General features: G+C 38.7%; 19 protein-coding genes and 1 riboswitch. Of the genes, 8 read left to right on the top strand and 11 right to left on the bottom strand.

Annotation, left to right across the window (positions count from 1 at the left end):
- Position 1: 1 nt before the first annotated feature.
- From odhB to sdhC, 6 genes are all read right to left on the bottom strand, one after another.
- Positions 2-1,195: a 2-oxoglutarate dehydrogenase complex dihydrolipoyllysine-residue succinyltransferase gene (gene odhB / locus AAHI99_RS03180; protein WP_342228228.1), complete on the bottom strand. Its 1,194-nt coding sequence runs from the start codon at positions 1,193-1,195 to the stop codon at positions 2-4.
- 34 nt (positions 1,196-1,229) lie between these two features.
- Entirely contained in the window at positions 1,230-4,019 is a 2,790-nt protein-coding gene (locus AAHI99_RS03175) for a 2-oxoglutarate dehydrogenase E1 component (protein ID WP_342228227.1), read from the bottom strand.
- A 34-nt stretch (positions 4,020-4,053) separates the two neighbouring features.
- Positions 4,054-4,752: a succinate dehydrogenase iron-sulfur subunit gene (locus AAHI99_RS03170; RefSeq protein ID WP_425288726.1), complete on the bottom strand. Its 699-nt coding sequence runs from the start codon at positions 4,750-4,752 to the stop codon at positions 4,054-4,056.
- Positions 4,753-4,924: 172 nt separating this feature from the next.
- Positions 4,925-6,691 carry a succinate dehydrogenase flavoprotein subunit gene (gene sdhA / locus AAHI99_RS03165; RefSeq protein ID WP_342228226.1) on the bottom strand — a complete coding sequence of 589 codons (1,767 nt, stop codon included), beginning with the start codon at positions 6,689-6,691 and terminating at the stop codon, positions 4,925-4,927.
- Positions 6,691-7,050: a succinate dehydrogenase, hydrophobic membrane anchor protein gene (gene sdhD / locus AAHI99_RS03160; protein ID WP_342228225.1), complete on the bottom strand. Its 360-nt coding sequence runs from the start codon at positions 7,048-7,050 to the stop codon at positions 6,691-6,693. The genes sdhA and sdhD overlap by 1 nt, the downstream gene beginning before the upstream one ends.
- Complete coding sequence (sdhC, locus tag AAHI99_RS03155; protein ID WP_342228224.1) at positions 7,044-7,415, bottom strand: succinate dehydrogenase, cytochrome b556 subunit; 372 nt, start codon at positions 7,413-7,415, stop codon at positions 7,044-7,046. The genes sdhD and sdhC overlap by 7 nt, the downstream gene beginning before the upstream one ends.
- Before the next feature lie 292 nt (positions 7,416-7,707).
- Between sdhC and AAHI99_RS03150 the strand changes: the two genes are divergently transcribed.
- Together AAHI99_RS03150 and AAHI99_RS07585 are read left to right on the top strand one after the other, a co-directional pair.
- Positions 7,708-8,292, top strand: a complete 585-nt coding sequence (locus AAHI99_RS03150; protein WP_342228223.1) for a hypothetical protein — start codon at positions 7,708-7,710, stop codon at positions 8,290-8,292.
- Between the two features lie 139 nt (positions 8,293-8,431).
- Positions 8,432-8,755 (top strand): transposase, encoded by a 324-nt coding sequence (locus tag AAHI99_RS07585; RefSeq protein ID WP_425288730.1) that lies wholly within the window; start codon positions 8,432-8,434, stop codon positions 8,753-8,755.
- On the opposite strand, the gene AAHI99_RS03145 is transcribed toward AAHI99_RS07585, so the two are convergent.
- From AAHI99_RS03145 to scpB, 4 genes are all read right to left on the bottom strand, one after another.
- Positions 8,730-10,556 (bottom strand): hypothetical protein, encoded by a 1,827-nt coding sequence (locus AAHI99_RS03145; protein ID WP_342228222.1) that lies wholly within the window; start codon positions 10,554-10,556, stop codon positions 8,730-8,732. The genes AAHI99_RS07585 and AAHI99_RS03145 overlap by 26 nt on opposite strands.
- A gap of 24 nt (positions 10,557-10,580) precedes the next feature.
- Positions 10,581-11,318, bottom strand: a complete 738-nt coding sequence (gene rluB / locus AAHI99_RS03140; protein WP_342228221.1) for a 23S rRNA pseudouridine(2605) synthase RluB — start codon at positions 11,316-11,318, stop codon at positions 10,581-10,583.
- A 231-nt stretch (positions 11,319-11,549) separates the two neighbouring features.
- Positions 11,550-12,086, bottom strand: a complete 537-nt coding sequence (locus AAHI99_RS03135) for a gamma carbonic anhydrase family protein (RefSeq protein ID WP_342228220.1) — start codon at positions 12,084-12,086, stop codon at positions 11,550-11,552.
- 6 nt (positions 12,087-12,092) lie between these two features.
- Positions 12,093-12,689 (bottom strand): SMC-Scp complex subunit ScpB, encoded by a 597-nt coding sequence (gene scpB, locus AAHI99_RS03130; protein ID WP_342228219.1) that lies wholly within the window; start codon positions 12,687-12,689, stop codon positions 12,093-12,095.
- Between the two features lie 157 nt (positions 12,690-12,846).
- Positions 12,847-12,952, top strand: a riboswitch (TPP riboswitch).
- On the opposite strand from scpB, the gene thiM reads away from it, so the two are divergent.
- From thiM to AAHI99_RS03110, 4 genes are all read left to right on the top strand, one after another.
- Positions 12,944-13,798, top strand: a complete 855-nt coding sequence (gene thiM, locus AAHI99_RS03125) for a hydroxyethylthiazole kinase (RefSeq protein WP_342228218.1) — start codon at positions 12,944-12,946, stop codon at positions 13,796-13,798. Its footprint overlaps the riboswitch before it by 9 nt.
- A 7-nt stretch (positions 13,799-13,805) precedes the next feature.
- The gene (thiD, locus tag AAHI99_RS03120; protein ID WP_342228217.1) at positions 13,806-14,642 is read left to right on the top strand and encodes a bifunctional hydroxymethylpyrimidine kinase/phosphomethylpyrimidine kinase; all 837 of its coding nucleotides are present in this window, start codon (positions 13,806-13,808) and stop codon (positions 14,640-14,642) included.
- The gene (locus AAHI99_RS03115; protein ID WP_342228216.1) at positions 14,635-15,285 is read left to right on the top strand and encodes a TenA family protein; all 651 of its coding nucleotides are present in this window, start codon (positions 14,635-14,637) and stop codon (positions 15,283-15,285) included. The genes thiD and AAHI99_RS03115 overlap by 8 nt, the downstream gene beginning before the upstream one ends.
- A gap of 188 nt (positions 15,286-15,473) precedes the next feature.
- Positions 15,474-18,911, top strand: coding sequence for a hypothetical protein (locus AAHI99_RS03110; protein WP_342228215.1), 3,438 nt, complete (start codon positions 15,474-15,476; stop codon positions 18,909-18,911).
- Between the two features lie 22 nt (positions 18,912-18,933).
- Here the strand turns inward: AAHI99_RS03110 and AAHI99_RS03105 are convergent, their stop codons facing one another.
- Positions 18,934-19,290, bottom strand: coding sequence for a DUF4383 domain-containing protein (locus AAHI99_RS03105; protein ID WP_342228214.1), 357 nt, complete (start codon positions 19,288-19,290; stop codon positions 18,934-18,936).
- 613 nt (positions 19,291-19,903) lie between these two features.
- On the opposite strand from AAHI99_RS03105, the gene AAHI99_RS03100 reads away from it, so the two are divergent.
- Both AAHI99_RS03100 and AAHI99_RS03095 read left to right on the top strand, forming a co-directional pair.
- Complete coding sequence (locus tag AAHI99_RS03100; RefSeq protein ID WP_342228213.1) at positions 19,904-22,558, top strand: PD-(D/E)XK nuclease family protein; 2,655 nt, start codon at positions 19,904-19,906, stop codon at positions 22,556-22,558.
- Between the two features lie 91 nt (positions 22,559-22,649).
- A complete protein-coding gene (locus AAHI99_RS03095; protein WP_342228212.1) occupies positions 22,650-26,078 on the top strand; it encodes a UvrD-helicase domain-containing protein in 3,429 nt (1,142 codons plus the stop codon).
- The last annotated feature ends 104 nt before the right edge of the window (positions 26,079-26,182 follow it).

Raw genomic sequence — 26,182 nt, 5'->3', positions numbered from 1 at the left:
CTTATACATCAATTAACAAACGGGACGGATCTTCAAGTAACTCTTTAATGGTTTTTAAAAAGCTAACTGATTCCTTGCCGTCAATAATACGATGATCATAAGATAAAGCAACATACATCATCGGTCGAATAACCACTTGGCCATTTTCTGCCACAGGTCGTTCCTCTATTTTGTTCATTCCGAGTATCGCGCTTTGGGGTGGATTAATAATCGGCGTAGCTAAAAGTGACCCAAAAACTCCACCATTGGTTATAGTGAAAGTACCGCCGGTCATATCTTCAATAGCAATCTGATTTTCTTTGGCTTTACGGCCATAATTGGCAATGGTTTTTTCTATCTCTGCAAATGATAAACGATCCGCATCGCGTAGAATAGGAACCACCAGACCCCTATCCGTTGAAACAGCAATACCGATATCAAAATAATTATGATAAACCACATCATTACCATCAATGGACGCATTCACCGCTGGAAAACGCTTCAAAGCTTCAATAACTGCCTTGGTAAAAAAAGACATGAAACCTAAACGTGATCCGTGCCTCTTTTCAAAACTATCTTTATAGAGACTGCGCAACTCCATCACTTTTTGTAAGTTAATTTCATTAAAAGTGGTTAAAATAGCCGCATTATGCTGTGCTGCCACTAGTCGCTCAGCAATACGCGCGCGCAACCGTGTCATAGGTACACGTTTTTCCACGCGTTCCATGCTTTGATTTTGAAGACTTGACATAGCATACGCTGCGGAAGGCGCGTTAGCATGGGTTGCTGAAGTTTGAATTGCAGAACTGGGTTCTTTTTTATTAGCCGACAGACTTTCTGGTTCCTGAATACTCCGTTTACGCCTAGAAGCAGGACCTGCCAAATTAGCACCGCTATCAACGGAGAGCGTTTTTTCTGCGACGGGTGCGGGTGCTACTGGAGATGAAGAGGGTTTCTCTGTTTTCATACTAGCTTCCTTGTCAATGTCTAGATGCGCTAAAATTTCACCCGCTTTAACCACAGTTCCTGCTTCTTTTACAATTTCGCCCATCACACCGTCGGCGGGTGCCGGTACTTCTAAAACAACTTTATCAGTTTCCAGATCGACTAAATTATCATCCCGCTTAACCATTTCACCTGGTTTTTTATACCACTTTAGAATGGTGGCATCGGCAACCGATTCAGGTAACATCGGAACTTTTACTTCAATACTCATTTCTGGATACCTCTAAATAATATTAACTCAGCTTTTAGGTTAAAGCTTCTTTAACCAAAGTTTGTTGTTCTTCTGTATGCACCAAAGGTGAACCCACCGCAGGAGCGGCGGAAGCGGGCCTACCCACATACCGTAGCGTTTGGATTTTTGCTAGGCACGCAACAAGTTCATGTTGGATACAATACCAAGCACCCTGATTTTTAGATTCCTCTTGGCACCATACAATATCTTTTACTTTGGAATAAGAATTTAGTACAGCACGCAACTCGATGTCTGGAAAAGGATATAATTGTTCGATGCGTATCAGTGCAATATCTTCACGGTTTTGCGTACGCCGTTGTTCGAGTAAATCATAATAAACCTTACCACTACATAAAACGACACGTTTTACTTTTTTGACGTCAACTTCACTATCCGAAATAATGGATTGCCAGGTACCGCTCGCCAATTCTTGCAAAGTTGATACGGCTAATTTATGGCGTAATAAACTTTTCGGTGTCATTAAAATTAAAGGTTTTCGATACCGTCTTAACATTTGTCGTCGCAAGCAATGAAAAATCTGTGCCGGTGTACTCGGTACACACACTTGCATATTATCTTGGGCGCAAAGTTGTAAGAAACGCTCTAAACGAGCCGAGGTATGTTCTGGACCGGAACCCTCATAACCATGAGGTAAGAATAAAACTAAACCGCATAGTCTACCCCATTTTTGTTCTGAAGAACTTAAAAATTGATCAATAACCACCTGCGCACCGTTAACAAAATCACCGTACTGCGCTTCCCAAATCACTAAACTATTCGGATTCGAAATAGCATAACCATATTCAAAACCCATAACCGCCGCTTCTGAAAGTATTGAATCAATCACAGTAAATGCATTTGGATTTTTAGCCAACTGGTCTAAAGGTGTTATGGTTTGATTGGTATTAAAATCATGGAGCACTGCATGACGATGGAAAAAGGTGCCGCGTTCACTGTCTTGACCAGATAAACGTATTTCATAGTTATCTTGCAATAAGGTAGCGTAAGCCATGGTTTCGGCATAGCCCCAATTTAACGGTAACTGGCCAGCTGTCATTTTACGACGATCTTCCATAATTTTGGCCACTTGCGCTTGCAATACAAACCCTGGCGGTAAAGTTTCTAGTTGCGTAGCCAATTTTTTCAATACGGATAAATCAACGGCCGTATCAACGGGTGACCGCCAATCTTGATAGCGATAAGGACGCCAATCAATACGATAAGGATTTTCGTAATCGCTAGTAAGGCGATGCACAACAGGTTGGCCATTATCTAAGCGATTTCTATATTCATCGGACCATTGTTGAACTTCTTCTGCACTTACCACCCCTTGATTAATTAAGGCATCGGCATACTGTTGTTTTGCGGTGGGCAGTTTTTTAATGGTTTGGTAAATTAATGGTTGGGTCGCTGCGGGTTCATCGGCTTCATTATGTCCGTGACGACGATAACAAACTAAATCAATGACAACATCTTTTTTAAAGGTTTGCCGAAAATCAAACGCAAGTTGTAAAGTAAATAATACCGCTTCGGGGTCGTCACCATTAACATGAAAAATCGGTGCATCAACAATTTTAGCAGGATCAGTACAATACCAACTCGAACGTGCATTTTGCGGATCAGTGGTAAAACCAAGTTGATTATTCAGAACAATATGTAAAGTTCCACCGGTACCATAAGCTTCGGTTTGTGATAATTCAAAATTTTCCATCACAATGCCCTGACCGGAAAAAGCGGCATCACCATGGATCAATAATGGTAATACTTGTTTTCTTCCACTATCTTGGCGACGCTCTTGGCGTGAGCGCACGGAACCTTCCACCACGGGATTAACAATTTCCAGATGTGAAGGATTAAATGCCATAGCGACATGCATGACCCCGTGATCGGTTTTTATATCGGCAGCAAAACCCTTGTGGTATTTGACATCACCCGAACGATTTTCTTGCGTTAACTTACCGGCAAACTCTTCGAATAGTTTTGCTGGCGATTTACCTAAAATATTAATAAGTACATTTAATCTGCCACGATGCGCCATACCAATGACGATTTCTTGTACCGAAGCGGCACTTGCATGCGCGATTAACTCTTCGAGTAAAGGGATTAAACTATCTCCACCTTCCAAAGAAAAACGTTTTTGTGCAACAAATTTATTACCCAAAAATTTTTCTAAACCATCAGCCTGAATTAAACCTTTTAAAATAGTTTTTTTTACTTGTGCTGCGAAACTCGGTTTACCCGCAACCGCTTCGATACGTTCTTGCAACCAAGTTCGTTGCCCATGATCGGTAATATGTTCATATTCAAAGCCTATACTGCTGCAATAGATCTTTTTAAGCTGAGCCAGTAAACTTTCCGCGGTAACACTTTGTAAACCGAGTAAACCATTAAGATTAACGATGCGCGTTAAATCTTGCGCGTTAATATCGTGATTTTCTAAGCTTAAATCGATTATTTCACGTTTTGCAGCTAAGGCTAAGGGATCTAAGTGCGCTTGGTAATGGCCATAGCGGCGATAAGCATCAATTAAACTAAGTAGTTTATCATGTAAATTACTGGGCTCATGAACCGTTCTTTTCTCGAGGGGTCGTTGCGCTAATTCAGTAAAATAAGCGCGAATATCAGCATGCGAAACATCATTTTCTTTATCACTGAGTTGGCTAAAATAGGTTTGCCAATCAGCACTTAGCTGACTCGGGTCGTGTAGATATTGTTCATACAGAGTTTCTAAATAGCTACCATTACCACTAAAAAGATAGGAATTTTTTTGTAAGGCCTGCGCCGATTTTAATTGCTCAGTCATAATGGTTGAATTTACCCTATTGAGAATATTTTAATTACACTTCTTCTTGTAAAAGCTCAGAGCGAATATGGCCTATTGCCTTAGCCGGATTAAGTCCTTTAGGACATACCGTCGTACAATTCATAATGGTCCGACAACGAAATAAACTAAAGAGATCATTTAACTCAGCTAAACGCTGTTCTTTAGCATCGTCGCGATTATCTACCAAAAAGCGACAAAGCCACAATAGCGCGGCGGGCCCCAAAAATTTATCAGGATTCCACCAATAAGAAGGACAAGCACTGGTACAACAAGCACACAAGATGCATTCATAAAGCCCATCTAATTTTTCACGTTCTTCGGGTGATTGTAAGCGTTCTTTTGCCGGCGGTTCTTTATCGTTAATAAGATAAGGTTGAGCTTTTTCGTATTGACGAAAAAAAGGTTCCATGTCCACTACTAAATCACGTATCACCGGTAACCCCGGTAGCGGTCTTAATACGACCGGCGAACGCAAGGACGAAACTTGCGTAATACATGCCAAACCATTTTTACCATTAATATTCATACCATCGGATCCACAGACTCCTTCACGGCAAGAACGGCGAAAGCTTAAAGTTTGATCTTGTTCCTTCAAACATTCCAAAGCTTCCAATAACATCATGTCTTTACCCGAGGCGATCTCCAGTGTGTAATCCTGCATATAAGGTTTTTTATCGATCTCGGGATCATAACGATAAATGGAAAATTGCATAATTTAACCTAATGAATAAAAATCAAACAAAAAATAATGTACACATAGATATCTAGCTAACCTCCTTACAGAATCAAGTATTTATTTGATTTATAGGCGGATTGGTTTTAGTAGCCGAGTGTACAAAAAAGGCAATCCAACAACGAAATCAAAAAAAGACGACGATTATGCATTAGTAGGTTCGTTCTTTAAGCTCCATGGGTGGTACGGTTAAAGGTTTCCGATTCACGGGTCTAAAATCTATCGTATCTACTTTAGAAAAATACAGTAGATGTTTTAACCAAACTTTATCATCCCGTTTTGGAAAATCTTCGCGACTATGCGCACCACGACTTTCTTCGCGAGTTAACGCCGATACCGCTGAAGCATAGGCTACTTCCATAAGATTATCGAGTTCTAAGGCTTCGATACGCGCGGTATTAAACACCTGACTATGATCAGTTAAAACAGCGTGATTTAAACGTTCCTTTAATTGTTTTAATTTAACTAAACCTTCTTCCATATATTTCGCGGTACGAAAAACCCCGAAATCAGTTTGCATCACTTTTTGCATCGCATGTCGAATCTCAACCAAACTTTCACCTTGTTTAGATTGATCCCAACGATTCAAGCGATTTAATGCCGCATCTAAATCATCTTGATTAATAGTGAGTAACGGTAAATCTTGGATTAAAGATTCGCCAACATGTAATCCAGCAGAACGGCCAAATACAATTAAGTCCAGCAAAGAGTTACCGCCTAATCGATTTGCACCATGCACGGAAACACAGGCACACTCTCCTGCCGCGTATAGACCTTCAACGACTTGATCTTGACCTTCAATATCCAGCGTAATCACTTGACCATGGACATTGGTGGGTATTCCGCCCATCATATAATGACAAGTTGGAACAACAGGAATAGGTGTGGTAATTGGATCCACATGCGCAAAGGTCAATGCCAATTCACGAATTCCAGGTAAACGTTTTTTAATAATCTCTGCGCCAAGATGATCTAACTTTAATTTTACGTAATCGGTCCCTTCTGGATTAAATCCATTTCCAGCACGTAATTCTAATGCCATAGCGCGCGCGACCACATCCCGCGAAGCTAAATCCTTTGCATGCGGCGCATAACGCTCCATAAAGCGTTCACCGTTTTTATTAATTAAATATCCACCTTCGCCACGACAACCTTCTGTCACTAAAACGCCAGCCCCAGCGATGCCGGTCGGATGAAATTGCCACATTTCCATATCTTGTACTGGAAAGCCTGCACGTAACACCATTCCGATACCATCCCCGGTATTAATCATCGCATTGGTAGTTGATTGAAAAATTCGTCCCGCACCGCCCGTTGCTAAAATAGTTGCGCGTGTATGAAAAAAAACCACTTCACCGGTTTCGATGCACAACGCAGTGAGTCCAGCGACTTGGCCTTGTGGTGTTTTAACCAAATCAATGGCATACCATTCATTAAAAAAATGCGTTTTGGCTTTTATGTTTTGTTGGTACAGGGTATGCAATAAAGCATGACCGGTTCTATCGGCAGCAGCACAGGTTCGCGCCGCTTGATCACCACCAAAATTTTTTGATTGTCCGCCAAACGGACGTTGATAGATTTTTCCGGAGTCCATCCGTGAAAACGGTAAGCCCATATGTTCCAGCTCATACACCGCTTCAGGACCGGTTTTACACATGTACTCAATACTATCTTGGTCACCTAAATAATCTGAACCTTTCACCGTATCGTACATGTGCCAACGCCAATCATCTTCATGCGCATTTCCCAAGGCACAGGTAATACCACCTTGTGCTGAAACCGTGTGCGAACGCGTTGGAAATACTTTAGAGATTAATGCAACTTTCTGACCAGAATGCGCCAATTGCAATGCCGCGCGCATACCTGCGCCACCCGCACCCACAATCACGGCATCAAAACTATAAGTAGGCAAGGCCATTAGATTGTGCCCCAGAAAATAACTAAACCCCAAACAAAATAGAGGAATAGCGCAATGATAATAATGAGTTGAGTGATTAAACGTAAACTCGCTGATTTAATATAGTCCGTCACTATCGTCCACATGCCAATCCAGGCATGCCAAAATAAACTCAATAAAAATAAGCTACTAAACAAACGCATACCTATATGACTAAATAAGTTCTGCCAGGTGACATAATCTAATGATTGATGACAAAGAATAAATCCCAATAAAAAAATAATATAGACTGCCAAAATCACCGATGTGGTACGCTGGATTAACCAATCACGTAACCCATTACCGCTAAGACTGGTTACATTAGTTAATTTTTTTACCATAAATAAATTCCCATCAGACCGGTCAGACCTATCGCCAGCACAATAACCAAGCCAGCACTAAAGCGCGCGGACTTTAATTCTTCTGCAACGCCCGTATCCATCAACAAATGACGAACACCGGCTAATAAATGGTAAAAAAGCGCAAATAAAAAGCCCAAGATGAGCAATTTAGTGACTGGATGCGCAAAACAGGTGTGCACGGTAAAAAAAGCCTCTGGGCTATGTAAGCTCAGCGACAGGATAGCTAAAAAGATTGGGATCATTAAAAATAAGAAAAAACCAGAAATTCGATGCAAAATTGATACGATTGCCGTGATAGGAAAGCGAATCGTCAATAAATTAAGATTAATCGGTCGTTTACTCACAAATTGTAAGCCTTTTAATGAATCAGGGTAAAAAAGACTGGGCGATTATACGCTTAATTAACAGACAAATACAAATAAGTTGTACTTTTTTCTAGCATTATGAATGCAAATAATAAGTGCCCCTTTTGTACAAATAATAGACAATAAAATTATATAAAATAATATATTGGCAGTATGGTAAGAAAATTTTGCTAGAATGTTTGTTATGTCTCAAGCGCTATCTGCGTGGCTGTAACTAAGCACTTGGCTTGATCTGAGTCCTGCTACAATGCAATTTAATGTAGGAGAAATTATGTATAAGAACAATTCACCCCACAGTTTTTTCGAGAACCCCGAGGCGGATGAAGATTTAGACAAAATCTTTGATGGTATACTTCGTGAATATTTAAGAAAATTGAAAGGCTTGTTCCATCCTAACTTCCGTGAGGGGCAAAGCGAAACTCATAAAGCTATAAAGATTCTACTCCAAGTGGAACTACCGCTAGGAAACAACTTACGTAGTCTCGAAACTACAGCCCATGGATTATTTGCCAATATGAATAATTGCAGTGGATTATCTGCCCGAAAGCTTAGTAGAGAAGGGAGAAAAAAATTAATGGCTGATGTATCTGAACTTACTAAAGAATTATTACGTGTATTATCAGGTAATACCTTCTCTGTAGAAGCAGTAGAAACATTTGATTTTCTTCGTCCTAAAGAAATACAGAAGATTTGCGATAATATTAAATTATCAGGTGATGCCTTCTATGAAAAAGCAGTTGATTTTCTTCATTCTGAAAAAATGCAGGAGATTGTAAGAGAATATATCGGAGTAGAGGTAGATCCTAATTATATTGATGCAGCAATAGCCAGGGCGGCGGCTACTCAGATAGGATAACCTGTTCGACCCCAGCCAACTTATCTTTATTGACGAATCAGGTGTTCATGGTGGAATGAGTCGTTTGTATGGAAGAGCGGTAGGAAAAAGTCGTGCTAAAGGGTAATCTGCTTTTTACCCGGGTCAGCGAACTACCTTAATAGGCGCATTAAGTTGTCAAGGTTTTACAGCCAGCCTGTTTGGAGCCTGGTACACGGATGGCACTATTTTTTCAGCATTTATTCAAAAAAACTTAGTTCCTAAACTCACACCAGGAAACGTAGTGGTCATGGATAATCTTTCAGCTTATAAGTCGCTGGCGTTAAAGAAGCTATTGAAAAGACAGGAGCTCGCTTACTCTATCTCCTCCATACTCCCTAACCTATCACCCATCGAATTAGCTTGGTCTAAAATAAAAAATACTTTACGTACTATCGCGGCAGTAACTCGTAGTAAAGCTAACAAACAACTGTCGTTCCGTTAAGTGTGCAAGCTACCAAATCCAATGAAATATTTGCGCCTGAGGTTATAGCGGCATTTGGGCTAGGACTTGTTACGGATAAGCTACCTAGCTCCATGAGGGCTGAACCTCCCGTGTTTGTCATTATCCCTCTCACCATAGAATTACCCCCTGTACTCGTCACAGAAATATCACTATTAGCTATAGTAATTTGTGAATTGCTCAATGCATTAACGCCAAAGGCGTTACCTCGACCACTTACATTTAACTGACTATTTTCCATATTTCCCGTACTGTTCCCAGTTATACTTATTCCCGTTATTCCTCCATTTATAGTTCGCGTCACATCCATTTGACTTGATTGAATGCTAAATGAAGAATTAGCTTCTGCTCTAACGGCACGTCGACCCGCAAAAACAACGCTATTATTTAATGCTAATTGACTGCCAGATAATAAGATAGCCGTATTAAGAAATCGATTGGAAGCACTACCTATTTGACTGCCATTAACATTCACATTACTAGCGTTAGTGGCATTGACTGCATTGCCTGCTGCCGTATCGTTCGTAGGTAATAAAATAATATCATTCAAGGTATTGTTACTCGTTAAAATAAACGCACCATTAAAAATCGAGCGATTTGCACCCGCTGCGCTTTCGCTAAAATCTGCTGAACGAGAAGAAACACTTTGTCCTGGGTTTAAACTAATCGCTCCGGTACCTGCGCTATTCAATGCTGGGTAACTACCACCATTAAAAAACATTGTGGTATTTGCTAATAAAGTATTTAAGGTATTTACTCCAGTTTGACTGAAATCACTAGGGGCACAAGGATTTTCAAACGTACAGTTAGCTAAGGTTAAGCCAATACCGCCATCATTTGGACTTCCGCTTTGAGTGAAAAAAGCAATATTATCATTAATTAATTGTGTGCTGGTTCCTTGGCCTTCTGCAAAGAAAATAGTCCGGCTGGGAATACCTGAACCATGGCCCCAATGCGCCAAATAACGCTCAACAGGATCAGTTAATCTTTCTGACAGGGAAGGATCGGCGGTATGTTTTCTCACCCCACCAAAACTCACACCGATGCCTGCTATCACCTTGCTGTGTTGATAATTATCATAACTAAAGTTAGTAAAAATTTTAATATTTGGATCAAACCAATATTGAAACCCAGCAACACCACCGCGTAAATTATCTGTGCCGTGAATATCAAAAAAATAAGCGCCTAAATAGGCTTTTAAAGGCACTTCTCGAAAAAGTTGGTAAGCCAACATGGCATCCGCACCATTGCCAATTCTCTCAATTTCATTGGCAAGATCAAATAGGTTATTAATTACTTCACTATGCCCAGTAAAAAATGGTTCGCTTACTGAATTAAATTCGTATCGAAAATTCACTTCATTACTACGCCCAGCAACCGGGATATAAGCATTAAGATGCGTATCCCAACGCCTTCCTAATACTTCCACGCCAGGATTCGCTATCCAAAAATCACTATTATTGTTAACACGTGTACGGCCCGCAAACGCATACCAACCTAAAATAGCCGCGTCGTTATTAACCCAACGATAACCTAAGCCTAAATCTGCCTGCCATTGTTGATCACTACCATAAGCAGCTTGTGGATTCACATAGAAATTGTGGATTTCATTGCCATCGAGTGACCACATTAAATCCGCTGATCCTACTGTATAAACACCGGTATAGGCATTCGCAGAAAATCGTGGTGCTAAGGAATCCGCTAAGCCATTAGCCGTATAGATACAGATAAGTGTAATTAAATAGTATTTTAACCAACGATTTCTGTTGCAATCCTTTTGCATGATCTGTTCCTTTAAATACGCAACTCAATCTAAACCTACCAAGCGAGCTAATTTTTGACTCTCGTCGGTTTTTAATTCGCGGCTTTGCCCTCTGCTCAAATCTTCCGGCAAGCTCACATTACCAAAGCGCACGCGCAATAAACGACTAACACCAACCCCTTGCGATTCCCATAAACGTCTAACTTCTCGATTGCGCCCTTCTTTAAGTACTACATGATACCAATGATTGGCACCCGATCCGCCACGCTCTTCAATCCGCGTAAATGCCGCCATGCCATCCTCTAACTTCACCCCTTGTCTTAAACGCTGCAAAATTTTCTCATCCACTTTACCTAATACACGCACGGCATACTCGCGTTCAATTTCGTAAGAAGGATGTGATAGACGATGCGCTAATTCACCATCATTGGTGAAAATTAATAACCCTAAGGTGTTAATATCTAAACGGCCAATCATTATCCAACGTTGACCACGTAACGGTGGTAAATGTTCAAATACTGTCGGTCGTTGTTCGGGATCCGAACGTGCACAAATCTCGCCTTCAGGTTTATGATAAATCAATACACGTCGTTTAAAATCGGATGGGGATATGAGCGGAATTGGCCTACCATCTATAAAAATTTTTGCGGTTAAATCAATTCTGTCGCCGAGCTTGGCAGGCCGCTGATTAATACGCACTCGACCCGCGCGGATCCAACGTTCTATTTCGCGACGCGAGCCAATACCTAAATTAGCCAGTATTTTTTGTATTTTTTCATTCATAAGAAATAAAGCCAGTTAATCCTCTTATACTATGCTAAATTAAACATCATCGCTGCTATTTTTTCTCTTGCTATATTTTTTTTCCAATAGTGATTTAATGGTATACTTAAAATGATACTTTTCAGGATGAAAAGTTTGATACAGGATTAGTATGTTAGCAAGAATTTTTATTGCAGTATTATTAATACTCACTGCGGTAAGCACTTACACACAAACCCATCATACTAAAATTTATTCGCAAGTTTTGGGATCGAATCGTTTAAGTCCTTTTTGATAACGATGAATTTTTGCTGAATAATGTTGCGCATACCATTGCATATCCGCTATTTGTTGGGCAGTCAATGGTTTTATTTTACCAGGAGAGCCCATTACCAAAGAACCATCCGCAATATGTTGATTTGCTAATACCATAGCATTCGCTGCAATCAAACAGTGTTTACCAATCACGGCATTATTCAATATTTTTGCGCCAATGGCTATAACTGAATAATCACCCACCGCCTGCGCATGCACCATGGCATGATGAGCAATCGTTACAAATCGACCAATTTGCATCGGCATATCTGGATCGGTATGCAATACCGCAGCATCTTGGATATTACTATTTTCGCCAATTTCTATCACGGTATTATCGGCACGGACTACCGCTTGCGGTAAGATAATGACATGATTATGGATAATTACGGCGCCAATCACATCAGCGCTTTCAGCAATAAAAATATCTTTACCTAATAGCTTTGGATGTCTGCCTTCAAAAGAATAAAGCATTTAAATTTAATTTTGTAGAATATCAAGTGAAGTATCTTTCGCTTCGCTATCAGCAGACAAAGAAATCTCTAACGGTTCTGTCATTTGCGGCAAAGGAAAAGGCGGCAAATCGGCTAATTCTTTTAAACCAAAATGATCAAGAAATAATCTCGACGTTGCATAGAGATTAGGTCGTCCTAGAACTTCACGTTGCCCAACCACTTGTATCCATTCTTGTTCCAGCAAGGTTTTAACAATATTTGGATTTACTGACACACCACGTATCGCTTCAATGTCTCCGCGCGTCACGGGTTGTTTGTACGCAATAATACTGAGGGTTTCCAAGAAAGCACGTGAATAACGCGCTGATTTTTCCGGCCAGAGTCGTTTAACCCAGGCATTGAGTGCACTAGCGGTTTGAAAACAATAACCACTCGCCAATTGCTTTAACTGAATTCCGCGATCTTGATAATCTTCGCTTAATTCCAACAGAATTTTCTTCAGATCTGCTTTAGTCGGCCGTTCTTCCGGATTAAATAAATCGAATAAGCGCTCAATACTCACCGGTTCACCGGCAGCAAGAATAGCGGCTTCACAGATCGATTTCAGCGTTTGATTTTCCATGCCCAAACTATAGCAGCAAACGGCCCATCATGGCGAGTAAATGTTGTATGCGCGCGCCTGCAATCGGATGTCGTGTTAGTGTAGATTGTTATGCACTACTCACTGGCAATGACCAAGAAAAGTCACTTGATCCGACCCATTAATTCCTGTCTAATAGTAGCCACTCCAGGGGTGCTTTTTTTAAAGGCTGAGAGAATGTTCCCATTCAACCCTCATAACCTGATCGGGCTAAGACCTGCGTAGGAAGAAGTACATTGAAAACAAAAAATTGCTCAGTTAAAAGCGCCTCCCTCTCGAATATCAATGCATTTACCTTAGAATCGCTATACCATGACGTCGATTTAATCCGTCAAACCCATCCGTTAATCCACAATATCACTAATTTAGTCGTTATGCCGACTACCGCTAATTTTTTGCTCGCATTAGGGGCCGCGCCGATTATGGCGCATGCCCAAGAGGAAATAGTAGAAATTATTCAATTAGCCCAAGCCTTAGTCATCAATATCGGTACTCTTGATGAAACGTGGTTGACTGCCATAAAACAAGCTCAACACGCTGCTTTAAAACGTAATATCCCTATCGTCTTCGATCCGGTCGGTGCCGGTGCCAGCCGGTATCGCACGCAAGCCTCCTTAACTATTATAAAAAGAGGTATCGATGTCATCCGTGGTAATGCTTCAGAAATCATGGCTTTGTTAGATACTTCCATCATCACGAAAGGTGTCGATTCAACACAAATCAGTCGTCATGCCCTTGCATCTGCGCAAACCTTAGCTGAACAATACCGATGCATCGTAGTCGTCAGTGGCCAAATTGATTTTATCGTCAGTGCCACACAAACAATCACCTTAGATTATGGCACACCCTTACTTACTAAAGTGGTCGGTATGGGATGTTCATTAACCGCTATGATTGCCAGTTTTTTAGCAATTAATCCGGAAAGATTCAATGCTTGCGTGCATGCGATGGCTTGGATGGGATTAGTTAGCGAATATGCAGAAAAAAAATCCTCAGGTCCTGGCAGTTTTTATTCTCAACTACTCGATAGCCTATATTCAGTACAAAAGAATGATTTACAAGCCTTCCTTAAATCGACAATTGCTGAATGAACATCTTATGTCACTCTATAACGAAGTATTAACCAGTGTCGTCAGTATTGCAGGTACGGATCCCTCCGGTGGCGCCGGCATACAAGCAGATATCAAAGCAATTTCAGCCACAGGTAGTTATGCAGCCAGCATCATTACCGTCTTAGTTGCGCAAAACACATTATCTGTCACTGCCATACAAGAAATTCCATTAGTGTTTATTCAACAACAAATCGATGCTGTCTTTACTGATTTATCCATAGGCGCAGTTAAACTCGGTATGCTTTATCATGAAGAGATTATCCATTTAGTCGCTGCAAATTTAAAAAAATATCAACCTCCATTTGTAGTGCTTGACCCGGTCATGATTTCTCAAACCGGTCATACTTTATTAAAACCTCAAGCGATACAAGCTTTAGTGGATGTTTTATTCTCATTAGCGACATTGATTACACCCAATATTCCAGAAGCCGAAGCTATTTTAAAACTTAACATTAATGACCATCGCAGTATGCAAGACGCCGCCACCTTACTCGCAACACGCTATAAAACTTCGGTACTACTGAAAGGTGGTCATTTAAAAACCATGTCTTCGCCAGATATTTTTTATGATTACCCGCAAAAACAAATACACCGTTTTGATAGCTTGCGCATAGACACAAAAAATACACATGGCACCGGCTGTACATTATCTGCAGCAATCGCTTCTTATTTAGCACAAGGCGAGAGTTTATTTAGCGCCATTACTCAAGCAAAACATTATTTGACAGAATGCATTTTAGCGGCAAAAAATTTAAAACTAGGTCATGGCCAAGGTCCAGTCCATCATTTTTATTTTTTAAATAAGGCAAAACAACATGTTTAATGAACTTAAAACTTCCGTTACAGATGTCATGTCTAAAATTTATCTGCATCCTTTTAATCAAGAGCTGGCCCAGGGTACTTTAGCTATCGAAACATTTATCTTTTATTTACATCAAGATGCTTTATATCTTACAGATTTTTCAAAAGCACTTGCGCTTACTGCAGCACGATTACCCCATGATCGGCAAAGTGAATTATTTATTCAATTTGCCATAAATGCACTTAAAGCCGAACGTGATTTGCATAATACTATTCTAAAAAAATATACTTCTACTACCCCTATAACCCCTAAACAAAGCCCTTTTTGTTTTATGTATACCAATTATTTATTACGTATGGCAAGTACAGCGCCTGTAGAAGAAGCAGTAGCGAGTTTATTACCTTGCTTTTGGGTTTATCAACAAGTAGGACAACGCGCCTATAATAAAAAAATTCCCAATAACCCTTATCAAGTCTGGATCGATTTATATGCGAGTGATGAGTTTAATCATTCCGTGGAATTAGTCATAGCCACAGTCAATGAACTTGCAGAACATGCCAGCATCCACTGTAAACAAAATATGTTAAGCGCTTTTAGATTAGCTACCTTGTGTGAATGGCAATTTTGGCAAGGTGCTTACTCACAACAAACCTGGCCCACTTAAAATAAAATATTTTTTATAAAATTATTTAACCTTCCCTTTTTTTTAAAAAAAAATTAAAATTATTTAATTTAATCTTAATGCTCTTGTGAATGCGAAATTGAACTGATATTCTTATTTTTATTTACTATAAATTAATACATATAAAGCATTTTTAAATAATAAATATTAATAACAGAGAGGGATATTAAATGTTAGATGAATACCAAATGGACCCTGCCTTTAATAAAAATCTTGTTTTTGCGTATCAACCTCCTCCAGTAATAGACCCTTCAACCTTACCCACCTTAGCTGAAAATTGGTTGGAGGATTTGCAAAAAATTGCTTGTACAACGAATAATAAATTACCAAACAATTGTTTTGCTAAACATGTGGGCGAAGCATCCGAGTATCGCACCAAAATTCTATTACTAGAACAATTGCAACTTATTTATCATCGCTTACTAGGGAATTTGGACGCAGAACTAGGTGAACTCTCTGCGGACCATCGCCATGGTTTAATTTACAAATTAACCGAAGAGATTAAAGAATGCACTGAAGGTTTTCATAACCGTGTCAACATTATCGTTGATTCTTTTCATAAACCACGTAATTTAGCCGAATTACTTTATATTGTGCGCAACCGATTTGTCCAAGAAATCGCTACGCAATTAACCGACGAAGTTCATGCCTGGAATGGTGTAAGTGTTATTGCAGCCATTGATGGTATAGGCATAAAGCCTAATTTTCCTAATGATACCTACTCCGGTGGTTTGGCTAATGCTTCAATTCGACGCGCATTACAACAAACATTTGCGAAAAAATTTACTCCCTTCAACTTACCTTGTTTTTTAATCGCTGTCTTCATTGAATTTATTCCAGAATTAGAGATTGAAAAGCATGATGAAAACGGGATCTGTTTGGAAACTCAAGAAAAAATAATTCGATTGATTAAACGTTTTTTACCTAAATATATCAATGAAAAATCTGAGAGTGAAAATAATTGGAAAAATTATTTTAAACTATCTCGCAACGAAAAAAACCCTGTAGTTTTTAGTTTTGTTAATGTTAATTGGGAAAAAATGTATCAATCTTTTTACCTAGCTTTATCTGATCAAAATTATTTTAAAAACCCTCAAATAAATACGCTGCTTGATAGTGCCTATCAAAATTTATTTTTAGAAAATAAGCAGTTTAAGACCCCAACCAATGTTATTAATAAATTGTTCAAAGAAGAAAATTATTCTGATTTACTAACGCAACTCGTTGAGTTAAAGACAAGATTTCCCAATTATTATCAAAAAATTAGCAAAAATAAAGCTTATACTAATAATTGCTTACCCTTCATTGATTATTTAACTCGACAGTTAAAAATTAGTAAAGAATATTCTGAAGAAATCACGCAAGGTTTTCTTTTAGTCATCCGTTTAGATTTACGCCGTAAAAATTATATCATTGAAAAAATAGCCAACACATTTTTAGTAAAAAATCAAAATGGTTTTAACCTCCTGATGCTAGGCGCACTGAATAACCTGGAGTTAGTAAAGGATATCTTAGCTTTCCTTAAAACACATGAAACGATTGTTAGCTCTGAAATAGCTGAAAAAATGCTTTTAATGAACAATAGCGATCATTGCAATGCGCTAATGATAGCCGCGAACAAACAAGCAGAAGCAATAATCACCATTTTAAGCTTTTTAACCTCTCATATTGGTCGTTTTGCTCATGATACACTGTGTAAACTCTTTACACAGCAGCAAAGAAAAAATAGTGATACGGCGGTGACCTTAGCTGCGCGTAATCATCCCGATATGTTAAAAAAGATTCTAACATTTATAACCGACAATATGACCACTGATGGAGAAATTTTACATAAAGTCTTATTTCCAGAACATACCAATGGCACTTGTAATGCTTTGATGCTAGCGTTGAAAAATCAAGCTGATACAGCAATTTCTATTCTAAAATTTATATCTGAAAATATCAAAAGTTTTGATCCTGGAATTTTAAGAAAAATGTTTTTAGAAAAAGAGGAAAACGGGTTTACCATTTTAATGTTAGCTGCTCGCTATCAGCCTAACGCTTTACACATCTTGTTTAAATTATTTAATGAACGAAAAGTTTTTTTTCCTGCAGAGTATCTAACCACATTATTTTTAGAAAAAAATTTATTAAATTACAATTTTTTAATGTTAGCAACAGAATATCAACCAAATCTTGTATCCAGTATTTTGCAGTTTATTCAAAGCAAACAAAAAATATTTAATCCCCATTTAGAAAAGATATTATTCAATAAAAATCAAAAAGGTTGCAACAGTTTGATGCTTTCCCGACATCATCCAGAAGCCATGACTTCAATTATAGATTTTATTTATCAACAACCAAAAGGCGTACTACCGTACACTTTAGAAGAAATATTTTTAAAAAAAAATAACTATGGCTTAAATTTTTTTATGCTATTAGCAAAGGATAAACCCCAATCTTTAAAGCTTGTATTTGAATTTATTGAAAAGTATCCGAATCTTTTTACTAAAGATAATTTGCATACATTGATCGCAGAAAAAAGCGAACAAGAATATAATTCCTTTATGCTAGCAGCGCGTAATCAATATGATGCTGTAGCTCATATATTAAATTTTATTCAGAGTATTCAAAAAAATCCTAATTTTTATTCATCTACTTTTCTTAATGATTTGATTCTTACTCATGACCAAAACAGATGTAACGCATTAATGATTGCCGCCACTTATCGACCTAAAGTGGTTGAGTTGCTGTTGACATTTTTAGCCGATAATATTGCTCCTGGACCTATTAGTATTGACACCATAAAAGAATTTGTTTTTAAAAAAATTCACGATAAACAAGCATCCAATGCGATATTTTTTGGTGGCCGTTATGATTATTATAAAAGTGTCTTGTCAGTCACCTCGCAACTAGAAGATCAAACACCCATCAATGCCCTGCTAAAGTTTATCGACGATCATATTGAACTCTTAGGAATCCAAGTCTTAATTGATTTGCTAAAAGAACAGGATACCCAAGGTAATTATATTTTTCGTTCTGCCTGTGCTCGAAATCTTTTTCTCATGAAAAACACTTTAAATTTTCTTGCTCATTCTGTAAATGATAAAGATTTAATGTCCATGCAGAACTTAGCAGCTTATTTTATATTTGAACAATTTGCATGTTGGTCAATAAAAACTGTCGCAGACCAAGAGTTGTTAGATAAAATTATAGTAAATTGCTCAGTGCCACTATTAACTTATTTTGATAAAAACTATTTTGCCGAAAAGCCTAATAATTTAAAAATCGTGACTGATAAATTATTTCGCTGTTATTTAAATGAACTTGAAGATCGAAAAATCAAAAAAATAACCTATACGACTAAATTTTCCTTTTTTAAATGGCGATATTCTACGCCAGAAAAACTAGAAGCAGCGCAAGCCTTAGAAAAAGTGTTAGAAACAAAAGACTTTGTTACGGGAGTGGACTTATTTCAACTCAAACACCAATATCCTGCCCTTCTAGAGGCTAGACTCGGTAATTTATTTGCTGCTTACCAACAAATTGACCTGCTCGAAGCTGAAAGTGTTGTTGAATCTAATTTGGAAAACGATGCTAGATGTTCGGAAATGCGTGCGGTGGCTTAATTTTAATTTCTCGAAATTTCCATTAATGTGCATAAGAACGAGGCAGTTTACTGGTAAAACCCAAATACAACGCAATAATAGCTGTCAGAAGATAAAAGAAACTATCTGAAATATTGATATGTACTAGCCTCAAATCGCCATTCATGGCGAAACCCCAAATAGCAATAGCAGCAAAGATTATACCAAAAAATTTAAAATACAAACGCGCATAAAACATTGAGCCGCTAGCGGATAAAGCCAGCAAACCGATTAGAATATAGAAAATATTCAATAAAATCCCAACTGTAAAAAAATTGAACAACACATGGTTAGGTGTAATAGGTGGAATAAAGCCTAATATGCCTAAAAGAATAAAAACAATAGCAAAAATTAAGGCCATTCCTCTTAAGAACACGCTGAAAACTCCTTTGCAACGTTTGGCTTTCGCTACCGAAGTCACGAGTATACCACTCGTAGTTAAAAATGTGTGACTTTCAAACTCCTGTGAGCGGTATCCCGCCCATATGACTGGCTCGACCTATGCTCGGGCTCAGCCATCCAAACGGAGAATTACGCTTCCCCTTTTGAAAATCTCCATCGCGAGATAAAAACACGTCTCGATGCTCTCGCATCGTGATGTGCAGTGAGTATAGAATACTTATAGAAATTAGCAAATAGATTCCGCGTCTTTGGAAAGTTGTTGCATATGTATAAAAATGTTTAATTATTAGGCATTAGGATGACAAATTCATGTTTACCCACAGATTCTGTGAATAACTTTGTGGACAGAGTTGGGGGAAGCTACTAAAAACCTTGATTTATAAGTCATCGTTACAATTTGTACAAGCTTTAAACAAAAGATAAAAAACTTCTTTTTTCAAATAGTTAGTTCCTGTCAATCAGAAAATTACATTTAATGCTGTTAAGATTACATAGAATAAATTAAATTAAGCCGACTTGTGCAAAAGTCCTGTACATTCTTAGCTAAACTTAGCGTTGTCAATAGGTAGTCTATGGAAATTTATAACAAACTTTTCAAGCAGTTAAATCCTGGGGATCTATTACTGACGGGTAATAAACGCTTAATTCCTTTTTTACATAAAGCTTATGCGCAATATCAACAAACGCAAAAAAAACATGTTTGGTGCACACCGCAAATTTTTACTTTCACACGTTGGTTAGAAATACTTTGGGGAAAACAATTCATAGAACAAAAGGGTTTTCCTTTGCGCTTACTCAACAAGCAACAAGAATGTCTAATATGGAAAACCATTATTCAGCAATCTTTTTATTCCTTTTTAGGTAACGCGGATACCGCCAAAAATGCTCAGCAAGCTTGGCAATTACTTCAACAAGCGCAACTTGATTATCAAACAACACATTTTAAACAAAGCAATGAAACTGAAACCTGGCAAACCTGGGCCACTGATTTCGTAAGCTTTTGCCAAGACCATGCTTACGTTGATTTATCCAGTGCACTCAAGCATTTAATCCTTTTATTCAACAAGAAAATTTTAAAACCTCCGTCACGTATTTTTCTAATTGGCTTTAATGAAATAAATCCACAATATAAAAAACTGCTTAGTATCTTAGAAGAACACCACTGTCAACTTTGTTATTTCGCACCGGTTCATTTACACACAAAACAACAACGTCTGTGTTTAACAGACAAAGAAACTGAATCCCAACAAATGGCACTTTGGGCCTATCAATCCTGGCAACTAGGCGCAAAAAATATCGCCTGTGTGATTCCAAATTTAGTCGAGCAACGTACACACTTACTCAATACCTTCACTGATGTATTTAGCGAATTAACACAGAACACTATGAATCCTCTTCCTTTTAACATAGCCGCAGGTAATGGCTTGTTAGAATTTCCTTTAATTCAAACAGCAATGCTTATTCTTAGCTTAGATGAGATCAATTCATTTCAGCAAATTAATCAGTTATTACTTTCACCTTACTTAGGAGGTTCGCAAAAAGAACAAGCATCACGTGCACAGCTTGATATCACGCTACGTATTATTGCAGAAAATAGATTGAGTTTAGAACAACTGCTTAAAGTAAGCTGTCAACACGCTTGTCCATTGCTTAGTAATTTAATTACTAAGCTAAGTCATTTGCTAAAAAAATATTCTGTTAATTTTTTAGCGAAACCAAGTTTTTGGTCAAAATATTTTGCTAGCAAGCTTCATGCTTTAGCATGGCCTGGCGAACGTTCTTTAATCAGTAGTGAATTTCAATTGTTGGAATGCTGGTCAGAGTTACTGACAGAGCTTTCAGGTTTAGATTTTATTCTCGGTGACCTTTCGCAAACGCAAGCATTACAACAATTATATGAATTACTTAGCAATTCCATATTCCAAACCAAAACCTTACATGACCCACCGATTCAAGTGTTGGGTTTACTGGATAGCGCCGGTATGTATTTTGATAATTTATGGGTGATGGGACTTGACGATAGAACTTGGCCTGCCGCCGCCCAACCTAATCCATTTATTCCTTATGCTTTGCAGCGTATACACCAAATTCCTTACGCCTCGAGTGAACGAGAATATTATTTTGCTTCCTTGCTAACAAAAAACTTAATTGGCTGTACAAAAAACATTATTTTCAGTTATCCGGCACAGCATTTGGATCAGATTTTACGTCCCAGTCTCTTAATTAAAACCCTAGCAGAAATCAAATTAAGCGATCTAGAGCTACCTTCCTATCAAGCTTTAGCAAAAAAAATAATGCATACACAACAATGGGAATATTATACGGATGAAACGCTAGCATTTTCTCCTGAAGAAAGTTTTAGTGCAGGTACACAACTTTTGCAATCGCAAGCCGCCTGTCCATTTCAAGCCTATGCACGCTGGCGCTTGCAAGCGCAGTGTCATGCTTTTCCGCAAAACGGACTCAACGCTCGCGATCGTGGCATACTATTACATCAGGTGTTGGAAAAATTTTGGAATGAAGTTAAGGATCAAAAAACCTTATTAGCACAAACACCGAGTGCTTTGGATCAACTTATTAATGCCGCTATTGACCATTGCTTATGTTTATTTAGTAAAAAACGGCCGATAGTTTTTAAAACTCATTTTATCGACATCGAACGCCATCGTTTGCAAACTTTATTAAAAAATATCATCGCTTTAGAAAAACAACGCCCCGTTTTTATGCAAACGCAACATGAAACGAAAAGACAACTCACGCTAGCTAATATATCTCTGAAATTAAGGATTGATCGTATCGATCACCTTAACGCAACACACAGCATGATTATTGATTACAAAACCGGTATACCCGGTAAAATAGACTGGTTAGAAGAACGCTGTGATTATCCACAGTTACCGTTATATTGTTTAAGCTATCCCGAAACGGTACGCAGCTTTGCCATTATGCATCTTCGCAGTAATAAGATTACGCTACAGGGCTTAAGCGCAGAAGAAACTGCTATGCATCAACTTATACCCTTAAAAAAATTAAAAAACTCACAGAACATAAGTCAATGGTCTGATCTCCTGAAGCATTGGCAAACTTCTTTGGAAAAGCTCGCTATAGAATTCCAACACGGTGTTGCCGATGTCAATCCGAAACACGGTCCTAGCACCTGTCGACAGTGCGATCTGCAATTGCTATGTCGAATTAATCATCAACAACATACGGTAACGCCATCATGAGCTTCAATATACTCACAGCAATGGAATTTTTGTCAAGGCGGCGCGAGAATGAAGCAACCGGAATGTATGCAAGATACATGAGGATTGCGAATTGAACGCCAACACAGACAAAAATTCAAGTGCGAAGAGTATACACTTAGCCGACGCCAAGCAACGCCAACAAGCACTCGATCCCAATCAATCATTTATTGTGCAAGCACCTGCCGGCTCTGGAAAAACAGAATTACTAGTACGTCGTTATCTGGTGTTGCTAACCTGCGTCGCCGTACCCGAAGCCATCATCGCCATTACTTTCACACGTAAAGCCGCTAACGAAATGCGTTTACGCATCATGCAGGCCTTAGAACTCGCGCTAAACACTACAACGCCTACTGGCAAAGATACCGAACGTTATTATTTGGCCAAAAAAGTGTTAACACAGGATCACGCTTTAGGCTGGAATTTATTAAGCAATCCCAATCGACTGCGTATACTTACCATCGATAGTTTTTGCCTATCCTTAATCAGACAAATGCCTTTACTCGCTGGATTAGGTGAAAAATTAATGCCGGTTGATCATCCTGAGTATTTATATCGTTTAGCGATACAAGAACTACTCCAGCAGCTCGAAGAACCATTGCCCTGGCAAGTCGCATTAAGTCATTTGTTGAGTCATTTAGATAATGATTTTCAACGTGTAGAAAATTTATTCATTCCCATGTTAGCTCGACGCGAACAATGGTTGGACTATTTGCTGCAACACCAACACCATTTACGCGAAGATTTAGAACATACTTTATTTAACATTAATCAGCTATTAGTCGAAAAATTAAATCGATTAATTAGCAAAGACATCGCCAAAGAACTTTTTCAGGTTATAAATTTTTCCTTACAGCAGCGCCTGCGAATACCTTTAGTCCAGCATGATGATGTAAACTTTTGGCAAGCAGTAAGTCAGTTATTGCTAACTGAATCGAATACTTGGCGCAAACAACTACGAAAAACAGAAGGTTTTGCTGCTGCCAATGAAATAAAAAATAAAGCGGCACAGACAGAGATTCAAACACTAAAAAAACAATGTTTGAATTTAATTGACCATTTAAGTCAGCAAGATTTAGTACAAGAAACCTTAATCGCTTTAAAACAAGCACCGCCTTTACATTATACCGAGTCACAATGGCAGATTCTCAAGTCACTCTTTGAATTATTACCGGTATTGGTTGCCCATTTAAAAATTATTTTCCAACAACAACAAAAAGTCGATTACACCGAAATCTTACTCGCAGCTAGCGCTGCCTTAGGTCAGACCGAGAATCCCAGTGATTTAGCACTCGCCTTAGACTATCAAATCCAACATTTACTTGTGGATGAATTTCAAGATACTTCCAATACACAATTGAACTTAATCGAAAAATTAACCGCCGGTTGGCAGAATCAAGAGGGTCGCAGTTTATTTTTAGTCGGTGATCCCATGCAATCCATCTATCGATTTCGCAAAGCCGAAGTCGGTTTATTTTTACAGGTGCAACACTACGGTATTGGCACGATGCAACTGCAAGCTTTAAGTTTGTCAGTTAATTTTCGTTCTACACCTGGCATTATCGATTGGGTGAATCAACAATTTAGCCAATTACTGCCAAACACTCAGGACCTGCAACTCGGCACTATTTGTTTCTCTCCTGCAAGCGCTTACTCGCAAGCACAACAATATAACGCTGCCGTTTGTACCTACTGGCAGCAAGCAGATGATGCCGTCTTAGCAGAATCCGCAGAAGCTGAGCAGATCATAAAAATTATTCAAAAAATTCAGCGTAAAGATAGCAAAGCTTCTATTGTAGTCCTAGTCCGTGCACGGAGTCATTTAAGCAGTATTTTACCGGCCCTGCAGCGCGCCGCGATTGCTTATCAAGCCGTAGAAATTGATAGTCTCGCCGAAAAATCAGCGGTACGCGATCTATTAGCCTTAACCCGTGCGTTACATCACTTAGGGGATAGGATCGCTTGGCTCGCCTTATTACGCTCGCCTTATTGTGGTTTGTCGTTAAGCGATCTATACCAAATTACGCAGTGGGATGATGAAAAAAAAACATCGCTCAGTATTTGGCAACAGCTACAGCAATTTGAAGAAATTCCACTTAGTGCAGACACTAAACAACGTTTACGTCGCATCCTGCCCATTTTACGACAAAGTTTGCAACAACAAGGTCGACTTTCTTTACACTTATGGGTCAAACAAACCTGGTTAGCCTTAGGCGGACCGACCACCTTGTCAAGCTGGGAAGAAATGGATCATATCCATACGTATTTAAATTTTTTAGAAAATAAAATTAAACAGGAAGGCCCAGCACTGGATTTTTTTAAACTAGAAGATGAGTTAAGTCATATTTATACTCAAACCACTTCTGCCATTTCCGCACATGCTGTCGAAGTCATGACCATCCATAAAGCCAAAGGTTTAGAATATGATCATGTCATCTTACCGGGCTTGCATCGGCGTGGTCGCGCTCTGCAATCCCCATTATTATTATCGAGTGAGAAAATCTTTGCGCAACAAAAAAAAGATTTTTTATTGGCGCCGATTAAAGCCACTCATGAAGAACATGATTTAATTTATGACTATCTTTTTAGTGAAGAAAAGCAAAAAAATGCAGCTGAATTAATCCGCTTATTATATGTTGCTTGCACGCGTGCCAAGCAATCCTTACATTTACTAGGCACATTAATTCGCGATGCCTCAGGAGAACTTAAATCTCCTGCTCCACATTCATTATTAAGTCACTTATGGCCAGTTATGGATATCCAATCGAAGCAGATTGTAGCGCATGCATCAGCAAAAAATACGCTAGGCATGCGCACACAAGGTTTATTAAAACGGTTACCGGCTGATTGGCAATCTATTCCTTGTCAATTTGCAACATCTTCTGAGATAAAATCTCAAGTGTATTCTTATCATTATGAATTGCATCCCGAGCGGATATTAGGAACAGTAATCCATCGTTTACTGTATCAAATCAGTCAAGATGGTTTGCAAAAATGGAATAAAGAAAAAATACGCTCTGTACAAGCCATGTTAGTGGGTTTATTGGCACAAAATGGATTGCTTGCAGAGCAAATACCACAAGCCTTAGCAAAACTGCATGCCTGTTTAGAAAAAACCTTAGCCGATCCCCGTGGACGTTGGTTATTGAGCCAACAACATCAGGCTGCACAATCAGAATATGCCATCACTGCCCTACTCAATGGCGAATTGCAACATTATGTCATCGATCGAACGTTTATTGTGCCAATTACCGATAGTTATTCAAATGCGAAGAATATCCGTTGGATTATTGATTATAAAACCACCGATTATCAAGGCAATAAACCCGAAGAATTTTTAAAATCTGCCATGCAACAACATCAACAACAATTAAATGATTACGCACGCGCATTGTTGTTAGACACGCAACAGACCGTACGCTGTGGTTTGTATTTCCCACTCACCTCACTCTGGTGTGAATGGGAGTTCAGCGAAATTCCGCTTATTGAAAATGCTAATTAGTTAAATTCAGCTATAGAATTTTTTATATTTTTTGCCAACATCCGATAAACTTGAGGTAAGAATCAGCCATTTTTTGAATTCATCCGGGCCTAAACCTTAATTAA

Origin of the sequence: Rickettsiella endosymbiont of Rhagonycha lignosa (assembly GCF_964031165.1) — a bacterium.
Classification (GTDB): Bacteria; Pseudomonadota; Gammaproteobacteria; order Diplorickettsiales; family Diplorickettsiaceae; genus Aquirickettsiella.
This window is presented reverse-complemented; position numbering and strand designations above follow the sequence as displayed.

Coding starts and splice junctions, on each gene's coding strand:
- AAHI99_RS03145 (WP_342228222.1), bottom strand. CDS start 10,556: ATGCAAAAGGATTGCAACAGAAATCGTTGGTTAAAATACTATTTAATT.
- rluB (WP_342228221.1), bottom strand. CDS start 11,318: ATGAATGAAAAAATACAAAAAATACTGGCTAATTTAGGTATTGGCTCG.
- sdhA (WP_342228226.1), bottom strand. CDS start 6,691: ATGGCCTTGCCTACTTATAGTTTTGATGCCGTGATTGTGGGTGCGGGT.
- AAHI99_RS03150 (WP_342228223.1), top strand. CDS start 7,708: ATGTATAAGAACAATTCACCCCACAGTTTTTTCGAGAACCCCGAGGCG.
- scpB (WP_342228219.1), bottom strand. CDS start 12,689: ATGGAAAATCAAACGCTGAAATCGATCTGTGAAGCCGCTATTCTTGCT.
- odhB (WP_342228228.1), bottom strand. CDS start 1,195: ATGAGTATTGAAGTAAAAGTTCCGATGTTACCTGAATCGGTTGCCGAT.
- AAHI99_RS03135 (WP_342228220.1), bottom strand. CDS start 12,086: ATGCTTTATTCTTTTGAAGGCAGACATCCAAAGCTATTAGGTAAAGAT.
- AAHI99_RS03110 (WP_342228215.1), top strand. CDS start 15,474: ATGTTAGATGAATACCAAATGGACCCTGCCTTTAATAAAAATCTTGTT.
- AAHI99_RS03170 (WP_425288726.1), bottom strand. CDS start 4,752: ATGCAATTTTCCATTTATCGTTATGATCCCGAGATCGATAAAAAACCT.
- AAHI99_RS03175 (WP_342228227.1), bottom strand. CDS start 4,019: ATGACTGAGCAATTAAAATCGGCGCAGGCCTTACAAAAAAATTCCTAT.
- AAHI99_RS03115 (WP_342228216.1), top strand. CDS start 14,635: ATGTTTAATGAACTTAAAACTTCCGTTACAGATGTCATGTCTAAAATT.
- sdhD (WP_342228225.1), bottom strand. CDS start 7,050: ATGGTAAAAAAATTAACTAATGTAACCAGTCTTAGCGGTAATGGGTTA.
- AAHI99_RS03105 (WP_342228214.1), bottom strand. CDS start 19,290: ATGGCCTTAATTTTTGCTATTGTTTTTATTCTTTTAGGCATATTAGGC.
- thiD (WP_342228217.1), top strand. CDS start 13,806: ATGTCACTCTATAACGAAGTATTAACCAGTGTCGTCAGTATTGCAGGT.
- AAHI99_RS03100 (WP_342228213.1), top strand. CDS start 19,904: ATGGAAATTTATAACAAACTTTTCAAGCAGTTAAATCCTGGGGATCTA.